This is a genomic window from Leptolyngbya sp. FACHB-711 (assembly GCF_014695615.1).
Classification (GTDB): Bacteria; Cyanobacteriota; Cyanobacteriia; order Elainellales; family Elainellaceae; genus Leptolyngbya_A.
In genome coordinates, this window is the sequence record NZ_JACJOR010000146.1 from 1 (window position 1) to 15,167 (window position 15,167).

Genomic DNA, 15,167 nt, shown 5'->3' on the forward strand with positions numbered 1-15,167 from the left:
GTCATCTTGCCATTGATACTCTAGAGTTTCCCTGCTTCACCCACTGCACTAAAGCCAATGTTTCAGATGCCCAAGGGTTAATTGAACTATTGAGCCGTAATCTCGATTACTTTCGGACTAAACCCGTTAACATTCCTAAGATTACAATCTTGCTTGACCACGGATATCACCCCGATAAGCTCATTGCTGCCTTGCAGCAACTTTACCCACAGATTATGACCAAGATTCGCTTTGAACTGGATCCGAAGCCGACCAAGGCACAAAAGGCAGCCCAGGGGAAAACAGGATTTGTCCCTGTGGCGACTCGGTGGGTAGTAGAACGGTCGAATGCCTGGATGGAGCGGTGCAAGAGTTTGATTAAGAATTTTGAGCGAACGCTTGACCATGCCACCGCCAAGCTCAACCTGTGTTTTATCTGATTAATGCTCAAGCGGTTAGCAAGTACATAGATCTCAAATGGGTTCTATAAAAACAAGCGGACAAAAGCATAAGTTGCGTCATGAATATCAGATTTGTTTGAGGACAAGTTCCAAAGCATGGCGCACATAAGTTTCCCAGGAGTCAGAAGTAGGTTGGAATATCATGACATAGAGCATGATGCTGCTCATGGTGTCGAAAACTAACCCTGGATCTAAATCAGGCTTCACCTCCTGTCTTGCCTTTGCTCGCTCCAGGACAACAGCAAATGCTTCTCGTCGGGGATGCAAGTATTTTGTCCAATAGATTTGAGCAAATTCAGCATTGCTCGACGCACTGCTAATAATCATGGCAACCGTTTGCCTTCCTAAAGGATTAAGCGAGATCTGGGCTGCATTTTGAATCAAGGCATCCATATCACCCCAAAGGCTCCCGGTGTCAGGGATGACAATCTCTTCTCGAATACTCTCGATCGCATCTGCCACCAATTCTGCTTTGCTGTTGTAGCGCCGATAAATGGTGGTTTTGCCAACTCCTGCACGAGTAGCGATCGCCTCAATACTCATCGCTTCAAAACCAACCTCTGCCAGCAACTCTAAGGTCGCTTGCAGCATTGCCTGATGCGACTCGGCACTCCGAGGTCTTCCAGGTGATTTTTTATTGGGATCTGCCATAGATGTTATTATAGTTTACGATACAGTTTCGTATCGAAATAGTTATGCAACGACGTCCTCGCTACATCGATAAAAACAGTACCCAAACCTTGCGAGAAGGACTTGCAGAGTATTATGCTCTCAACCCCCACATCACCGATCCGGCAACCCAACCCTCAGACTTTGCCAAAATTCTCCGTGCCCATGATGTGGGTCATGTCATCTACGGTTGTGACACAGGAATGCTTGATGAATTGAAAATCCTTCCTTTGTTTTGGTGGACGAGTGAATGTACGTTTCAGACCTATCTCAAGATGAAAAACTCCCCTGCTGTTGATGTGATGTACGAAGATATGATCAAAAAAAAGGGAACTCTTTGGCTGTATGGCTCAATTCTGAAAGTACTTCCTGGAGTGGTTCTAGAATTAATTCCGATTTGGTTTAAAACTCGAAATCGCCAGAAGCTGTTACCTTTTCTGAATTTTGAACCGTTGATGGATCGATCTCTCCTGGATATTCGTCAGGAGTATGACTTGCTACCGTTCTTCAAATAAGCAAATTATAGTCATTGCTTGGTTATCTAGAATTAGATCATCACCTGAAGATCAACAGAACTGTGTATAAATTTGCTGCGGCTTGTTCAACTGAATCCATTGTTTTTGGAGCATCCAGACCAGGATATACAGACGTACAAATCCAATCCTGGATCTCGTTCATGAAAGGTAAAGGGATTCAGCGTGTTTGCTGTCTATTAGACAAAGACCAGCTTGTTCGCTACCCAGATTTGTTGGGCTACTACAAACAAGCCTTTGGAATTAAAAATGTTTGTTGGGCAGCGATTGCGGACTTTGAGATTTGCGATCGTACAACTCTTCAGCACACGATTTTGCCGTTTCTCCTAGCGTCAGATCAATGTCAGCGTAAAACAGTCGTTCATTGTTCGGGAGGAATTGGACGAACGGGACAGATTCTAACTGCATGGCTGGTAGTTGGACGAGGCTTATCTCAGCAGGCAGCGGTTCAGGCAGTTCGACAGATGGGCAGAAATCCTTATGAAGCCGTAATTGCGGCTCCTTTGCGGGGTAAAAATCCACTTCGAGTATTGACAGAGCTAAACAATCTTCTAGATGCCTGTCAGCAGGATGAATGATTTAAACATCCTCAGTAATAAGTCGCAATGTCTTCTCTCCGATCGCAGCAAACCGCGGGTTATCGACTAATCCTGTATTCAGTAGCATGGCATCAAAGAACACTGCCCATCCTCTAGCGCGTTCCAGGGTTGCTTCAGAAGCGTTGGCATAGGCTGCAATCGCCTGTTGACGCACTTTTACATCGGAAAAGAGCATCCAGATTGCCGCCAAATCGGCTGCGCGATCGCCTGCTGTAATGTCTCCCCAATCAATAATGCCTGTAATCACACCAGCCTCAACTAACACATTACAGGGAAGGAGATCGCTATGTATCCAGGTTGCTTCAACATCCATTGGTGCATCCAATGCTTGATTCCAAATGTGTTTGATATCTGGAGTGATCAGATTTGTTTTCTGTTCTAACCGCTGCATTCGTTCCTTAACAGAAGTGGCTCGCTGATGCAACGGTACACCTCTAAATGGGTTAGATGGTGTATTGGGTGGTGCAGGAACATGAAGCGATCGCAAAAAAGCCGCAAACCGCTGTGTTTAGTTGTAGTTCGGTTCTTGCTGATCTGCCGCTACCCCTGCTGGCCAGGGCAAAATACTCCATTTCCAGGGGTAGCCTTGTCCTAGATGTCCTAATCTGTAAGGAATTGGAATCGGAATGGGAAGAGTGGATAATTGTGGGAGCCAGGTTTGCTCATGTTCAATAAGAGTGGCAGCAATCTTGCGACGAGGAAGCCGGGCGCATAGCTGATCACCCAATCGGAACATGGCATTATCCCAAACCTGCACCGACCGAATGGAGCGGCAAATGTGCCAGGTCAGGATACTGTGCTGCTAGAAGAGAGTGAACGAGGGAGGCATCAATTTCAATCTCAGAAGCGGGTGTTCCGATCGCACCTGCTATTTGCCCTGTACTCATGAATGCCTCCTTTGGCCAGTACTCCAAAATATCCTGTCTGGGCTACGGCTTCCAATCAGGCTGATTACCAAATCCTTCCTGAAGAAAATCAACCAGCAAATACACCTTTGTTGATAAATAGCGACTGACGGGATAAATGGCAGAAATTGAAAGTTCTGATGGATGATACTTAGGCAGAACGAGTTGTAGCAGTCCCTGTTGTAATTCATGACTAACAATGAACATGGGTAGCAATGTAATGCCTATTCCTCGAACGGCTGCATCTCGAAGGACTTCTCTGTTATTTGAACACAAGACTCCAGTTACTGAAACTCATTGCTCACCATCAGGATCGCTCAAGATCCACTGATCTTCAACTCCAATCTGCCCATAATGCAAACAGGAATGATTTTGCAGTTCACGAGGATGGGTTGGAACTCCACGACTCTCTAAATAGTTTGGGGAGGCACATAGAACCCGTTGAGCTGTTGTAATGACATGAGTAATCAGACTCAAACTTTCCTGGGGTTTGGCAATGCGGATGGTGATATCAAACCCTTCTTCGATGGGGTCAATAAAGCGATCGTTGAGGGTCAATTGTACCTCCAGCTCAGGATATTGCATCAAGAAGTCCGGTAGAGCTGGTGCCAGATGTATTGTGCCAAAAGACATGGGAGCATTCAACCGAAGTCTACTCTTTGGTTCTGCTTGAAGCTGGGTAATCGATCGCTCCGCTTCTTCCAAGCTTGCCAAAATTTCTAGGCAACGCTCATGGAAAGCCAATCCTGTTTCTGTCGGTGTCCCTACCCGTGTACTGCGATCGGTATTGTGGTGTGGATTCTCACATATCTGCTAATGCCTCAACTAACGCAATTGTTTTACCAGTGGCTCTATCCAAGCGCTTGAGAAATCATTCTCGATCGACCTCTAGTATTCAAAATGAAGGAGCCAAAAATGAACATCTCTTTTACGGCTGAGAACTCAGTCATGCTGCTCATTGATCACCAAGTTGGAACCATGCAGTTAATCAAAAATATCCCCTGGAGGTTGTGAAGCGAAACACCCTTGCTCTGGCAAAAACAGCGAAAGTTTTCAATATTCCGGTAGTGCTGACCAGCGGCCAACAGGAAAACCTTCAGGGACCACTGATGCCAGAATTACAAGACATTTTGCCAGAAGCATTTCAAACCCGAATTAGACGAGCCGGAATCGTGAATGCCTGGGATGATCCAGGGTTTAAGAAAGCTGTGATTCGTCACGATCGTAAAAACATTATTATGGCGGGTGTGATAACCGATGTGTGCCTGGTTTATCCTGCCATCAGTGCCCGTCAAGAGGGCTATAACGTGCAAGCTGTGATGGATGCTTCAGGCTCCCCCTTTGATATTTCTGAGGAGATGTCACGGCGGCGGATGGAGCGTGTTGGTTGTGCTGACCACAACCAACACGCTGATGGCTAAACTGGCTCAAGATTGGAGTCGTCCTCAAGGCGGGCAACTTTTGCGGATCCTTTTTCAAGATGTGTTGCCAAAAATTGGATAGCTTCCGCCCAAGACATATCCTTGATACAAATAGCGCTAGCGTTGGTTGCCGAATCTGCCTTTAATTTGCATAGAGGTTTCTATCATGGCTACACCCATGCCATCTCCATTGACTGACATCTGGCCATCGTTGCCCGTCGCAGCTTGGCAAGATACTAATACAACCCTTCATCTATGGACACAAATTATTGGCAAGATTCGGTTGTCTCTTGCTCCCAAAGTGAACCATTGGTGGCATTCGACTCTGTACGTTACGCCACGGGGGCTGACCACTTCAGCGATTCCTTATGGGACCCGCACCTTTCAGCTCACTTTTGATTTTCTCAATCATCATTCATTGATTGAAACGAGTGATGGGATTACCAAAACGGTTGAACTCTTTCCTCGCTCTGTTGCTGATTTTTATCAAGCTGTCATGAGGACTCTCAAGGAGATTGGAATTGAGGTACAGATTTGGACAGTACCCCAGGAAATAACCGATCCGATTCCCTTTGAGCAGGATCACGAACACGCGGCTTATGATGCAGAATGTGCCCAACGATTTTGGCGAATTCTGGTACAGTGCGATCGGCTCCTAACCCTTTTCCGCGCTCGTTATGCGGGGAAGTGTAGCCCAGTCCATTTCTTCTGGGGTAGCTTTGATTTGGCAGTGACACGATTCTCCGGGCGACGTGCGCCGGAACATCCCGGTGGTGTTCCAGGAATGGCAGATTGGGTGACGCGAGAGGCTTACTCCCATGAGGTGAGCAGTTGTGGATTCTGGTTTGGCAAAGGCGCGATCGAAGCGTTATTCTACGCCTACGCCTATCCCGCCCCCGAAGGGTTCAAAGACTACTCAGTGCAACCTCAGGAGGCATTCTTTAGTCCAGAAATGCAAGAGTTTATCTTGCCCTATGAAGCAGTAAGGCAGGCAAGCAATTCAGATGCAATGGTGCTGTTATTTTTGCAAAGCACTTACGAAGCAGCAGCGGATTTAGGACATTGGGATCGCGCTGCCCTAGAATATAGCCCGGTGCTAAGAAGTTAACTTTTCCCTAGCAGCCCTGATTGCGACTTGGTCTCGCCCGCCTTAATGTAGGATGACACACGGTACGGCGGGTTCCGGGACATTGCAGCGAAGCAATCGCGTTGGCAATCAGCCCGGATGGACAATGGTTCGCAACCAGTGCCCATTCAGAACCAGAGGTCAAGCTATGGATGGTTGCCACAGGCGAAGTTGTTCATACATTGAACTTGAGTAATTCCAGCGATCGCATTTCAGCCCTCGTGTTTAGTCCTGATAGCAAAACTTTAGCGACTGGTATTTTTGGACAAGCCTCGTCAGCAGAAACACCCCAGACATTTTGGGACGTAGCAACTGGACAGAACATCTATACTCTGACCCAGTCAGCAAACCCTACTCATCACAATTGGTTCAGTAATCGTTACCTCGTCTCTACGATCGCGTTTACGCCTGATGGGCAGACGTTAATCACTAGCGATCAAAATCGTGCCATCCGCCTTTTGGGAACTCCCCGTAACATTCCAGAATCAGCTCCGTTCCAGACCCAGTACAAGTCGTAGAGGAGGCTACAACACAAGTTGAGTGGATCCAAACATTGCGGGGACATGCACACGCAATTTCTGCGATCGTCTTTAGTCCTAATCACCAACTCCTGGTCAGTGCCGGCCAAGACCGCGATCGATGTTGCATGATGATCAAGATTTGTGATTTGAGAACCGGACAAGAACCAACAACCCTCAAACAGGCGAAGTATGACCAACGCCCCGTCTTACACCGCCAGAATAATATGACAACGACTATCACTAAGCACGGTGTCATCACTCTGACCGATGCAGCATCTCAACGGTCAACCTATACCCTTACCGATTGTACGTTTTCATAAAAAATGGCGCGGCTTTCAAATTCATGGCGCGACATCGTAAAGTGTGGAATCCTTTTACGGTAAAGATTTCGTCATTTTTACCATATTAGAGTCTTTTAGAGCTTACCAGATATCACTATCAAATTCGTGGCGCCAAATTTTTATTCTACGACAATAAATTCTTTAGCTACGGCAACTTAAGCCTCTAAGGGCTTTCAAGTTCGTAGCACGGATTTTTGATCGCTAAAACTCCTGCTACATAGGGCTTTCAGGCTTAACGGAACGGTAAATCTTAGCTGATAACGGTAAGCCATTTTCAAGCAGAAATTTATGCTCTCCAGTGTCTTCAAATTGATGGCGCGAATTTTATTTTTCCGAAACCTCCTTGTATGTGGGGTTTAGGCTTACGCTTAGATGACTTTCATGCCGAGAGATACAAATGCGATCGTCTCCTTAAGAGTCTCTTTTAGAAGGATTAGTAACCCAGCGCGATCGAGCCTTGTTTGGTATCTACGATGCGATTTTGCGGGCAGCCTTCAAGCGATTAGGGATTGAGGGAGCCAGCACTCACAGCTTCCAGTGCACGGCAATTACCTGGATGCACAATGAGCGGGTGTCGATCATCAACCAATTTTTGCGACTTCCCGTAGCCGCTCCACATCCCGCATGGGTGGTGCTCCAAACTGCCGCTTATACTCCCGGTTGAAGTGTGAAGGATCGTCATACCCCACTTGGTACGCCGCACTAGTTGCATCCAGGTTTTGCCCCAGCATCAGACGGCGAGCCTCTTGGAGCCGCAGTTGTTTCTGAAACTGCAAGGGACTCATCGCTGTGACCGATTTGAAATGATGGTGAAAGCCTGAGACACTCATGCCAAGCTCGTGGGCAATATCCTCAATCCGAAGCGGTTGGTTAAAGTTTTTCCTAAGGCGATCGACGGCTCTGGCAATGTGGTGCGTGTAGCCACCCAGAACGGCAATCTGACGCAGCCGCTCGCCTTGCGCTCCCATCAACAATCGGTAGATAATTTCCCGTTTAATCAGGGGTGCCAGCACATGGGCTTCAGCCGGAGAATCGAGAAGTCTGACAAACCGCACCGTCGCATCCAGCAGATTCGCATCCAGTGGACTGACATCGATCGCTTTGACACTGGTACCCCTTTGGGCGGAGGGATAGCCTGCCTCCACCATGACTGAACCAACCAGAGTGGGGTCGAGATCGAGACGAAGGCTCAGAAATGGTTTCTCTAGAGATGCTTCCAGAATTCGGCTGGCAATCGGCAGTTCGACCGTTCCCAACAAATAATGCATCGGATCGTACTGATAGCGATCGCTTCCCAACAACACCTCTTTGCTGCCCTGAGCAATGACACAGAAGGACGGAATCGAGACACTGTGCAAGCACTCTGAAGGGTAGGAGGTGCGATAGACGTGCAATCCTTTCAGTGGTTCAATCACGCCATCGTGACTAACCGTCCGTGCAATTCGCTCGGTCAGTTCCTCTCGGTTAGCTTGCGCTCGGTCTTTCTCACGCTTTGCCTGTGGGTCGTCTATCAACGCTCTACCGGGCTTTTCACTCGTTCTTGTCGCGTTCATTTCTTGTGCCTGTTCCAATCGATTTATGCACACATCAAGGTGTAGAAAAGGGTTTGGCAGCTAAGCCTGTATAAAATCTAGCGTGACTTGATGGAAGCTGGTGCAAGTTTGCAGGATTGTACAATCATTCTAGACAATCATCCTATTGCTTGCCTTTCAGGATGCCTAGAATGAGGTTAAAGCAATGAAAAACGATTCCAACTGCTTGTAATCGTCTGGACTTTTATCAAAGGGAATACGCAGGTTGATTGGAGCGATTGTGAGAAGCGATCGCATAGGAAGCATCATCCAATCCACAGCAGGCTGCTGTGGGAAAGTTTTGCATGGGCGTTGCACAAACATGGAGGAACGAAAATGAAACGGCTCACGATACCTGTCATTGCATCCTTATTTAGCTTTGGGGTTTGCACAGGCAGGTCATACCCAAGTTTCATTGGGCGATCGCCCACAGAGTGTAGAAATCACGCGGAATGGTTAGCAGTCTTCTACTGAAGGCTCATCTGACTATTTCACGGGTTCTGTACGCATCAATCCTCTTTTTCCAGCGCATGAATCCGTCACGCACGTTTGGCGCAAGTGTCACCTTCGAGCCTGGTGCCCGAACCACATGGCACACCCATCCTCTGGGGCAGGCCTTGATTGTGACGGCTGGAATTGGCTGGATTCAGCAGTGGGGTAGTCAAATTCAGGAAATCAGACCTGGTGACGTCGTCCGGATTCTGCCCCGTGTAAAACATTGGCATGGAGCCACAGCTACCACAGCCATGACTCACATCGCTATCCAGGAGGCGCTCAACGGCAGCCCTGGGAACTGGATGGAACAGGTCAGCGACGAGCAGTATGAGGGGAGATCCTGATGTTTTTGAGATCCCCCCCTGACAGAGGGAAAAACGCTCAGAAGCGAATGCTAATTTTGCTCCTTGCCCTGGCAATGTCTTTGGTTCCTCAGCTTGCCGTGCCGACAACAGTATCACCCGCAGCACCTCGTCAGAAATACCGTCGGAAATACCGTCAGAGACACCAACTGAACTATCAACCGAGCAGGCAAACAGGATGAAGATCAACATCAGGGTCAGAAACGAAGTTGTGACAGCTACGTTGATTGATAGCAAAACCACTCAGGATTTTATTTCCCTGCTGCCATTAACGCTGACTTTAGAAGACCACGCGAACACCGAAAAAGTTAGTGATTTGCCAAGACGATTATCAACAGAAGATGCCCCTTCGGGTAGTGATCCTGCGGTTGGAGATATCGCGTATTACGCTCCCTGGGGAAATTTGGCGATGTATTACAACGATTTTGGATACTCAAACGGACTCGTCATCCTCGGAAAAATTGACGGTGACATCGAGGCATTGAATGTGCCTGGTTCTGTAGAAGTGACGATCGAGTTGCGATCGCAGTAAAGCGGATACAGCAAGGAAGCGGCTTGCGACGATTGAACCGAAGTAAACCCATTAGATCAACCCAAACTTACAAAGAAAGTCATGAAACATCGTGTTCTAATACCAACTCTCTTGATGAGTGCGATCTGTACAACAGCAGCATTTGCGATCGACAGAACCTACATCTCGCGTGAGGCTTCCCAAACACCCGTGCAGCAGTCTGCTGTGGTCGAGGGAGCAGACAATTTCTATCAAAGCGACCAGGTGACGATGCAAAGAGTTACATTCAGAAACCAATACAACATGCAGGCTGTTGGGAATCTCTTCATTCCCAAAGACTTGGATCAGAACACCAATCATCCAACAATCATTGTCGGGCACCCAATGGGCGCAGTCAAAGAACAAAGCTCGAATCTGTATGCCCAAAAGCTGGCTGAGCAAGGATTCATCACCTTGTCCCTTGATTTATCCTTCTGGGGCAAGAGTGAAGGGCAGCCCCGCAACGTTGTTGCACCGGATATTTATGCTGAAGATTTCAGTGCTGCGGTCGATTTTCTGGGCACCCAGTCCCTCGTTGACAGAGATCGAATTGGCGTTCTTGGGATTTGCGGCAGCGGTAGCTTCGTTATCAGCGCCGCCAAGATTGACCCGCGCATGAAGGCGATCGCGACGGTCAGCATGTATGACATGGGTGCAGCCAACCGCAACGGGCTGAGACATTCTGCGACCCTCGAACAGAGGCAGCAAGCGATCGCAGCGGCGGCTGAACAACGCTATGCAGAGTTCACGGGCGGCGAAACCCAATACACTAGCGGCACGGTGCATGAACTGAATGAAAACTCTACCGCGATTGAGCGTGAGTTTTATGACTTCTACCGCACTCCCAGGGGCGAATACACCCCCGAAGGTTCGTCGCCGCAACTGACAACCCATCCGACGCTGACCAGCAACGTCAAATTCCTGAACTTCTACCCGTTCAATGATATTGAGACGATTTCGCCCCGTCCCATGCTGTTCATCACGGGTGACAATGCCCATTCCAGGGAGTTCAGCGAAGATGCCTATCAACGCGCCGCCGAACCAAAGGAACTCTACATTGTTCCAAACGCGGGACATGTCGATTTGTACGATCGAGTGAACCTTATTCCTTGGGACAAGCTTGCCTCCTTTTTCAATCAGCACCTCAGTCGGTCGCAGGTTGAATGATAGCTCATTTAAGAAAACAGCAAAAATTGGAGAGAAACAATGCAAAAGGTTGTACTGAATAATGGCGTTGAGATGCCCATTTTAGGATTCGGTGTTTTTCAGATCGCTGACCTCGAAGAGTGTCAAAGAAGCGTATATGAAGCCATCTGTGCAGGCTATCGTTTGATTGATACCGCCGCTGCTTATCAAAACGAAGAAGCTGTTGGCACAGCCATTCAAAGAAGTGGTGTACCAAGGGAAGAGATCTTTGTCACTACCAAACTTTGGATTCAGGATACTGGCTACGAAAACACAAAGAAGGCGTTTGAGCGATCGCTCAAGCGATTGCACTTAGATTATCTGGATCTCTATCTGATTCATCAGCCCTATGGCGATGTCTATGGCTCGTGGCGAGCGATGGAAGAACTGTATCAAGAAGGCAAGATTAGAGCCATTGGTGTCAGCAACTTCCAACCCGATCGATTGATGGATATGCTGGTTCATAACGAAGTGATTCCTGCGGTCAATCAGATCGAAACTCATCCATTCAATCAGCAAATTGAAACCCAGAAGTTTTTACAGGAAAACAAGGTGCAGATCGAATCCTGGGGACCGTTTGCTGAAGGCAAGAACAACATTTTCAAAAATGAACTGCTGCTTGCGATCGCTGAGAAATACAAGAAAACTGTTGCTCAAGTGATTCTGCGCTGGCTGACCCAACGAGGAGTCGTTGTGATTCCAAAATCCGTTCGACAGGAAAGAATTGTTGAGAACTTCAACATTTTCGATTTTGAACTCAGCCCTAAAGATATGGATGAGATTATCTCGCTAGACACGAGGGTTACCAGCTTCTTCGACCATCGTGATCCGGAAATGGTGAAACGGTTGAGTACCGTAAAACTTGACATTTAGAATCACTGCGCTCCCGTTTGATCTGGCTCACACGGCGTTTAACAACGAACGATAGCAGGGCTTCTAATTCCCCTTAACTGAGGAATCATGCAAAAACGAAAACTTGGAAATAGCAGTTTAGAAATTTCGACGATCGGGTCTACACCAAAGAATAACCGCATATCATGTCCGTAAACCTTCACTTCTCTGCAAAATTCGTTTCATGCAAGGCATTTTCATTCAATATGTTTGCCTCATCCTGATCATTCTTGGACTGGTCATGATCGCTGATAAACTGCGACTGGCTTACCCGATCGTGCTCGTATTGGGCGGGCTCGCGCTAAGTTTCATCGCTCCGTTTTCAAATATCACCATCAACCCGGAACTGGTTTTCCTGATTTTTCTTCCACCCCTGCTCTATGAAGCGGCATGGCAAGTCTCGTGGAAAGAATTCTGGAAATGGCGAGGGCTAATCATCGGGTTTGCGTTTCCGATCGTCATCTTAACGTCATGCGTGATCGCAGTGGTCTCCAGTGCGTTGATTCCCGGTTTTACGTTAGCGCTGGGCTTTCTTTTGGGTGGCATTATCTCACCGCCTGATGCTGTTTCCGCAACGACGATCATGCAGCGGGTCAACGTGCCGAAATCGCTGGTGAGCATTGTCGAAGGCGAAAGCTTGCTCAACGATGCCTCGTCGCTGATTGTGTTTCGCTTTGCGTTGGCGGCAGTCCTCACCGGACAGTTCCATTTTCAAGAGGCAGCCGTCAACTTCGTTCTCGTTATTTTAATGGGAATCTTGATCGGACTCATTGTCGGGTTGATTTTCTACGGCATTCGCCGTTTATTGCCCACAACATCCAGCATCGAGATTGTTTTAACACTAGTCGCACCCTACTGCATGTATTATTTTGCCGAACACTTTAATGTTTCGGGCGTGCTAGCGGTCGTCAGTGGTGGACTGTTCTTATCCAGCAAGCGCAATAGCCTGCTGAGTTACCGGAGCCGGGTTGAAGGCTTAAATGTATGGACGAATCTGGTCTTGTCTTAAACGGGTTGATTTTTTTGCTCATCGGACTCGAATTGCCGTTTGTCACTCGGCAGCCCGGAGAGATTAGTTTCGGCAGTGCCGTTTGGTACGGCTTGATCATCACTTTCGTACTGATCGTCACCAGGCTGCTTTGCACCTTTGGAACGTCGGTTTTGATGAGAGTCATGAGCCGTTTTATCACGGTGTCAGACCCGAATCCGGGATGGCAAGGTCCCCTGATTTTCGGCTGGACAGGAATGCGCGGCGTGGTATCGCTGGCATCTGCACTTTCCGTCCCGATCCTCACTCAAGCAGGACAACCGTTTCCCTATCGTGACCTCATTCTCTTTATCACGTTTGTCGTTATTCTAATCACCCTGGTTTTTCAAGGATTAACGCTTCCCTGGCTGGTCCACAAAGTAAACCCAAGGATAGGTTTACTCTCATCCCTGAACAAAAGCAGGAAATTATCATTCAAAAGAAATTAGCGCTGGCTTCGCTTCGCTTCCTGGAAGAAAAATATAGTGGAGAGCGCGCACGAAACGAACATTTGGATAATTTGTTCTCGAAGCTCGAAATCGATCTGAAGTTTTTCGATCGCCAACTCGAAGAATCAAATTTTGTCTGGCAAAACTCACTAAAAGGCTATCAATCCATTTACCTGGAAGTGCTGGAGCAACGACGAAATCTCTTGAACAAAATGAATCGCCGTGCCGAGTTTGACGAAGAGTTGATCAGAAAGTATCTCTTGTTGACCGACGTGGAAGAATTCAAAGTTCGGGAGATCGGTTTACAGGAATCCGATGCCGAGTAAGGAGAAATAATGAGCAACAACACCAAAGAAAAAGCCGTTATTACAGGCGCGAGGAGCAGGTTAGGTGATTGTTAGGTGAAAAATTAAAGGAGAAAAATAATGACGACGAACAAGAATGGAAACTTCACAGGAAAAGTTGCGTTTGTTACCGGAGCAGCAAGTGGCATTGGTCGCGAGGCGGCGCTGGCGTTTGCTCGTGAAGGTGCTAAGGTCGTAGCTGCTGACATTTCAGAACAGGGTAATCAAGAAATGGTACGCCTGATCGAAGACCAGGGTGGACAGGCAATTGCTGTCCAGTGCGACGTAACACGAAGCGAGGACGTAAAGGCGGCTCTGGACAAAACCGTTGAGGCTTTCGGGCGGCTGGACTTCGCCTTTAACAATGCAGGCATTGAGCCGAGAAATCCGGCTCCGACTGCGGAATACGAGGAAGAGGAGTGGAATCGGATCATCGACATCAACCTGCGCGGTGTTTTCCTGTGCATGAAGCACGAGATCCCGCTGATCCTTAAACAGGGCGGTGGCGCGATCGTCAACACCTCATCGGGGGCAGGAATCATTGGCATCAAGGGCAGTCCCGCGTACACTGCCGCGAAGCATGGGGTGATTGGTCTCACCAAGGCGGCAGCCCTCGACTACGCCGCGCAGAACATCCACATCAACGCCGTCTGTCCCGGCTACATCGATACCCCCATGATGGGTCGCTTCACGGGCGGCACAAACGAAGGGCGAGCGCAGGTCATTGCGGAGGAGCCGATTGGCCGGATGGGCAAGCCTGAGGAGATTGCTGCGGCAGTGGTTTGGCTATGTTCGGATGCGGCTGCCTTCATGGTTGGACACGCGATGGTCATCGACGGTGGTCAAACGGTGCAGTAATGGCCGCCAACCCGATCGACCCTTAACCGCATGACAAAAAACATTGTCACCATTCACCACCGCTAACGGCATGACTCAGATCGCCCCGCAGGCGGTACTCGAAGTCAGCGATGAACAGTACCATATACCAAAAATAAACAACTAGGAGCATTGATTCATGTACAACACCAAAGCTTACTCCGCTGCCAGTGCCGCATCGCCATTAGCCTCCGACACGATTGCACGGCGCGATCCCACCGAACAGGACGTACAAATTGAAATTCTCTTCTGCGGCATCTGTCACTCCGATGTTCATTCAGTGCGGGACGAGTGGAGCGATTTTATGTCCACGACTTATCCGATCGTTCCGGGGCATGAGATTGTCGGACGGGTCACTGAGGTTGGCTCGGCAGTCACTAAATTCAAGTCCGGTGATGTCGTGGGAGTTGGCTGTATGGTCGATTCAGATGGGCACTGTCCCAATTGCAAGGCTGGCTCTGAGCAGTTTTGCCAAAATGCAATCTTCACCTACAACTCTCCAGACAAGCACAAGACTGCTCCAGTTACCTATGGTGGCTATTCCAATAGCATTGTTGTTGATCAACGCTTTGTGCTGCGCGTTCCTGACAACCTTGAGCTGGCTGGAGTTGCGCCGCTCCTGTGTGCAGGCATCACCACGTATTCGCCACTCCGTCATTGGGGCGTCACAGAGGGTAAGAAAGTCGGCGTGGTCGGTCTGGGCGGCTTGGGACACATGGGTGTGAAGCTGGCTCATGCGATGGGAGCGCACGTTGTTGTCTTCACCACGTCTCCCGACAAGAAAGAAGACGCGTTGCGCCTCGGTGCCGATGAATATCAACTCCCAAAAAGCTAGAAATTTCCCTTCTGTCAGATAAACCAT

The 15,167-nt window shown here is 48.5% G+C and carries 17 protein-coding genes and 4 pseudogenes; 16 read left to right on the top strand and 5 right to left on the bottom strand.

Annotation, left to right across the window (positions count from 1 at the left end):
• On the top strand, positions 1-419 hold a 419-nt coding region (locus H6F80_RS04815; RefSeq protein ID WP_199296377.1), incomplete at its 5' end, for a transposase.
• Positions 420-506: 87 nt separating this feature from the next.
• On the opposite strand, the gene H6F80_RS04820 is transcribed toward H6F80_RS04815, so the two are convergent.
• On the bottom strand, positions 507-1,091 hold the full coding sequence (locus H6F80_RS04820; protein WP_190790471.1) for a TetR/AcrR family transcriptional regulator: 585 nt from the start codon (positions 1,089-1,091) through the stop codon (positions 507-509).
• Between the two features lie 44 nt (positions 1,092-1,135).
• On the opposite strand from H6F80_RS04820, the gene H6F80_RS04825 reads away from it, so the two are divergent.
• Positions 1,136-1,624 carry a hypothetical protein gene (locus tag H6F80_RS04825; protein ID WP_190790472.1) on the top strand — a complete coding sequence of 163 codons (489 nt, stop codon included), beginning with the start codon at positions 1,136-1,138 and terminating at the stop codon, positions 1,622-1,624.
• Between the two features lie 62 nt (positions 1,625-1,686).
• Positions 1,687-2,220 (top strand): phosphatase domain-containing putative toxin, encoded by a 534-nt coding sequence (locus tag H6F80_RS04830; RefSeq protein WP_190790473.1) that lies wholly within the window; start codon positions 1,687-1,689, stop codon positions 2,218-2,220.
• Position 2,221: 1 nt separating this feature from the next.
• On the opposite strand, the pseudogene H6F80_RS04835 reads toward H6F80_RS04830, so the two are convergent.
• The 3 genes and pseudogenes from H6F80_RS04835 to H6F80_RS29655 form a co-directional block, all read right to left on the bottom strand.
• Positions 2,222-2,977: pseudogene (locus H6F80_RS04835) on the bottom strand (aminoglycoside phosphotransferase family protein).
• A gap of 4 nt (positions 2,978-2,981) precedes the next feature.
• On the bottom strand, positions 2,982-3,128 hold the full coding sequence (locus H6F80_RS04840; RefSeq protein ID WP_190790475.1) for a hypothetical protein: 147 nt from the start codon (positions 3,126-3,128) through the stop codon (positions 2,982-2,984).
• A gap of 42 nt (positions 3,129-3,170) precedes the next feature.
• Positions 3,171-3,890: pseudogene (locus H6F80_RS29655) on the bottom strand (substrate binding domain-containing protein).
• Between the two features lie 248 nt (positions 3,891-4,138).
• Between H6F80_RS29655 and H6F80_RS04855 the strand changes: the two are divergent.
• The 4 genes and pseudogenes from H6F80_RS04855 to H6F80_RS31085 form a co-directional block, all read left to right on the top strand.
• A pseudogene (locus H6F80_RS04855) lies at positions 4,139-4,567 on the top strand (isochorismatase family protein); the annotation flags it as partial.
• A 166-nt stretch (positions 4,568-4,733) separates the two neighbouring features.
• Positions 4,734-5,675, top strand: a complete 942-nt coding sequence (locus H6F80_RS04860; protein WP_190790478.1) for a DUF5996 family protein — start codon at positions 4,734-4,736, stop codon at positions 5,673-5,675.
• Between the two features lie 74 nt (positions 5,676-5,749).
• Positions 5,750-6,211 (top strand): annotated as a pseudogene (locus H6F80_RS04865) (WD40 repeat domain-containing protein); the annotation flags it as partial.
• A gap of 35 nt (positions 6,212-6,246) precedes the next feature.
• Entirely contained in the window at positions 6,247-6,534 is a 288-nt protein-coding gene (locus H6F80_RS31085) for a hypothetical protein (protein ID WP_518523517.1), read from the top strand.
• Positions 6,535-7,136: 602 nt separating this feature from the next.
• On the opposite strand, the gene H6F80_RS04870 is transcribed toward H6F80_RS31085, so the two are convergent.
• A complete protein-coding gene (locus H6F80_RS04870; RefSeq protein ID WP_190790480.1) occupies positions 7,137-8,108 on the bottom strand; it encodes an AraC family transcriptional regulator in 972 nt (323 codons plus the stop codon).
• Positions 8,109-8,656: 548 nt separating this feature from the next.
• Between H6F80_RS04870 and H6F80_RS04875 the strand changes: the two genes are divergently transcribed.
• From H6F80_RS04875 to H6F80_RS04905, 9 genes are all read left to right on the top strand, one after another.
• Positions 8,657-8,965 carry a (R)-mandelonitrile lyase gene (locus tag H6F80_RS04875; RefSeq protein WP_242067166.1) on the top strand — a complete coding sequence of 103 codons (309 nt, stop codon included), beginning with the start codon at positions 8,657-8,659 and terminating at the stop codon, positions 8,963-8,965.
• A gap of 196 nt (positions 8,966-9,161) precedes the next feature.
• On the top strand, positions 9,162-9,515 hold the full coding sequence (locus H6F80_RS04880) for a cyclophilin-like fold protein (protein ID WP_190790481.1): 354 nt from the start codon (positions 9,162-9,164) through the stop codon (positions 9,513-9,515).
• Positions 9,516-9,629: 114 nt separating this feature from the next.
• On the top strand, positions 9,630-10,700 hold the full coding sequence (locus H6F80_RS04885) for an alpha/beta hydrolase (RefSeq protein ID WP_199296378.1): 1,071 nt from the start codon (positions 9,630-9,632) through the stop codon (positions 10,698-10,700).
• A gap of 39 nt (positions 10,701-10,739) precedes the next feature.
• Complete coding sequence (locus H6F80_RS04890) at positions 10,740-11,591, top strand: aldo/keto reductase (protein WP_190790483.1); 852 nt, start codon at positions 10,740-10,742, stop codon at positions 11,589-11,591.
• Between the two features lie 202 nt (positions 11,592-11,793).
• The gene (locus H6F80_RS31090) at positions 11,794-12,618 is read left to right on the top strand and encodes a cation:proton antiporter (RefSeq protein ID WP_199296379.1); all 825 of its coding nucleotides are present in this window, start codon (positions 11,794-11,796) and stop codon (positions 12,616-12,618) included.
• Positions 12,594-13,085 carry a cation:proton antiporter domain-containing protein gene (locus tag H6F80_RS31095; protein WP_199296380.1) on the top strand — a complete coding sequence of 164 codons (492 nt, stop codon included), beginning with the start codon at positions 12,594-12,596 and terminating at the stop codon, positions 13,083-13,085. Before H6F80_RS31090 ends, H6F80_RS31095 begins: the two co-directional genes overlap by 25 nt.
• 62 nt (positions 13,086-13,147) lie before the next feature.
• Complete coding sequence (locus H6F80_RS31100) at positions 13,148-13,411, top strand: hypothetical protein (protein WP_199296381.1); 264 nt, start codon at positions 13,148-13,150, stop codon at positions 13,409-13,411.
• 99 nt (positions 13,412-13,510) lie between these two features.
• A complete protein-coding gene (locus H6F80_RS04900; RefSeq protein ID WP_190790484.1) occupies positions 13,511-14,287 on the top strand; it encodes an SDR family oxidoreductase in 777 nt (258 codons plus the stop codon).
• Positions 14,288-14,444: 157 nt separating this feature from the next.
• Entirely contained in the window at positions 14,445-15,140 is a 696-nt protein-coding gene (locus tag H6F80_RS04905; RefSeq protein WP_277879043.1) for an NAD(P)-dependent alcohol dehydrogenase, read from the top strand.
• Positions 15,141-15,167 lie beyond the last annotated feature (27 nt).

Excerpts from the sequence above, each read along its gene's own strand:
- H6F80_RS04870 (WP_190790480.1), bottom strand. The coding sequence starts at position 8,108 with ATGAACGCGACAAGAACGAGTGAAAAGCCCGGTAGAGCGTTGATAGAC.
- H6F80_RS04860 (WP_190790478.1), top strand. The coding sequence starts at position 4,734 with ATGGCTACACCCATGCCATCTCCATTGACTGACATCTGGCCATCGTTG.
- H6F80_RS04905 (WP_277879043.1), top strand. The coding sequence starts at position 14,445 with ATGTACAACACCAAAGCTTACTCCGCTGCCAGTGCCGCATCGCCATTA.
- H6F80_RS04825 (WP_190790472.1), top strand. The coding sequence starts at position 1,136 with ATGCAACGACGTCCTCGCTACATCGATAAAAACAGTACCCAAACCTTG.
- H6F80_RS31095 (WP_199296380.1), top strand. The coding sequence starts at position 12,594 with ATGGACGAATCTGGTCTTGTCTTAAACGGGTTGATTTTTTTGCTCATC.
- H6F80_RS31090 (WP_199296379.1), top strand. The coding sequence starts at position 11,794 with ATGCAAGGCATTTTCATTCAATATGTTTGCCTCATCCTGATCATTCTT.
- H6F80_RS04885 (WP_199296378.1), top strand. The coding sequence starts at position 9,630 with ATGAGTGCGATCTGTACAACAGCAGCATTTGCGATCGACAGAACCTAC.
- H6F80_RS04840 (WP_190790475.1), bottom strand. The coding sequence starts at position 3,128 with ATGAGTACAGGGCAAATAGCAGGTGCGATCGGAACACCCGCTTCTGAG.
- H6F80_RS04880 (WP_190790481.1), top strand. The coding sequence starts at position 9,162 with ATGAAGATCAACATCAGGGTCAGAAACGAAGTTGTGACAGCTACGTTG.
- H6F80_RS04875 (WP_242067166.1), top strand. The coding sequence starts at position 8,657 with ATGAATCCGTCACGCACGTTTGGCGCAAGTGTCACCTTCGAGCCTGGT.
- H6F80_RS04820 (WP_190790471.1), bottom strand. The coding sequence starts at position 1,091 with ATGGCAGATCCCAATAAAAAATCACCTGGAAGACCTCGGAGTGCCGAG.
- H6F80_RS04890 (WP_190790483.1), top strand. The coding sequence starts at position 10,740 with ATGCAAAAGGTTGTACTGAATAATGGCGTTGAGATGCCCATTTTAGGA.
- H6F80_RS04900 (WP_190790484.1), top strand. The coding sequence starts at position 13,511 with ATGACGACGAACAAGAATGGAAACTTCACAGGAAAAGTTGCGTTTGTT.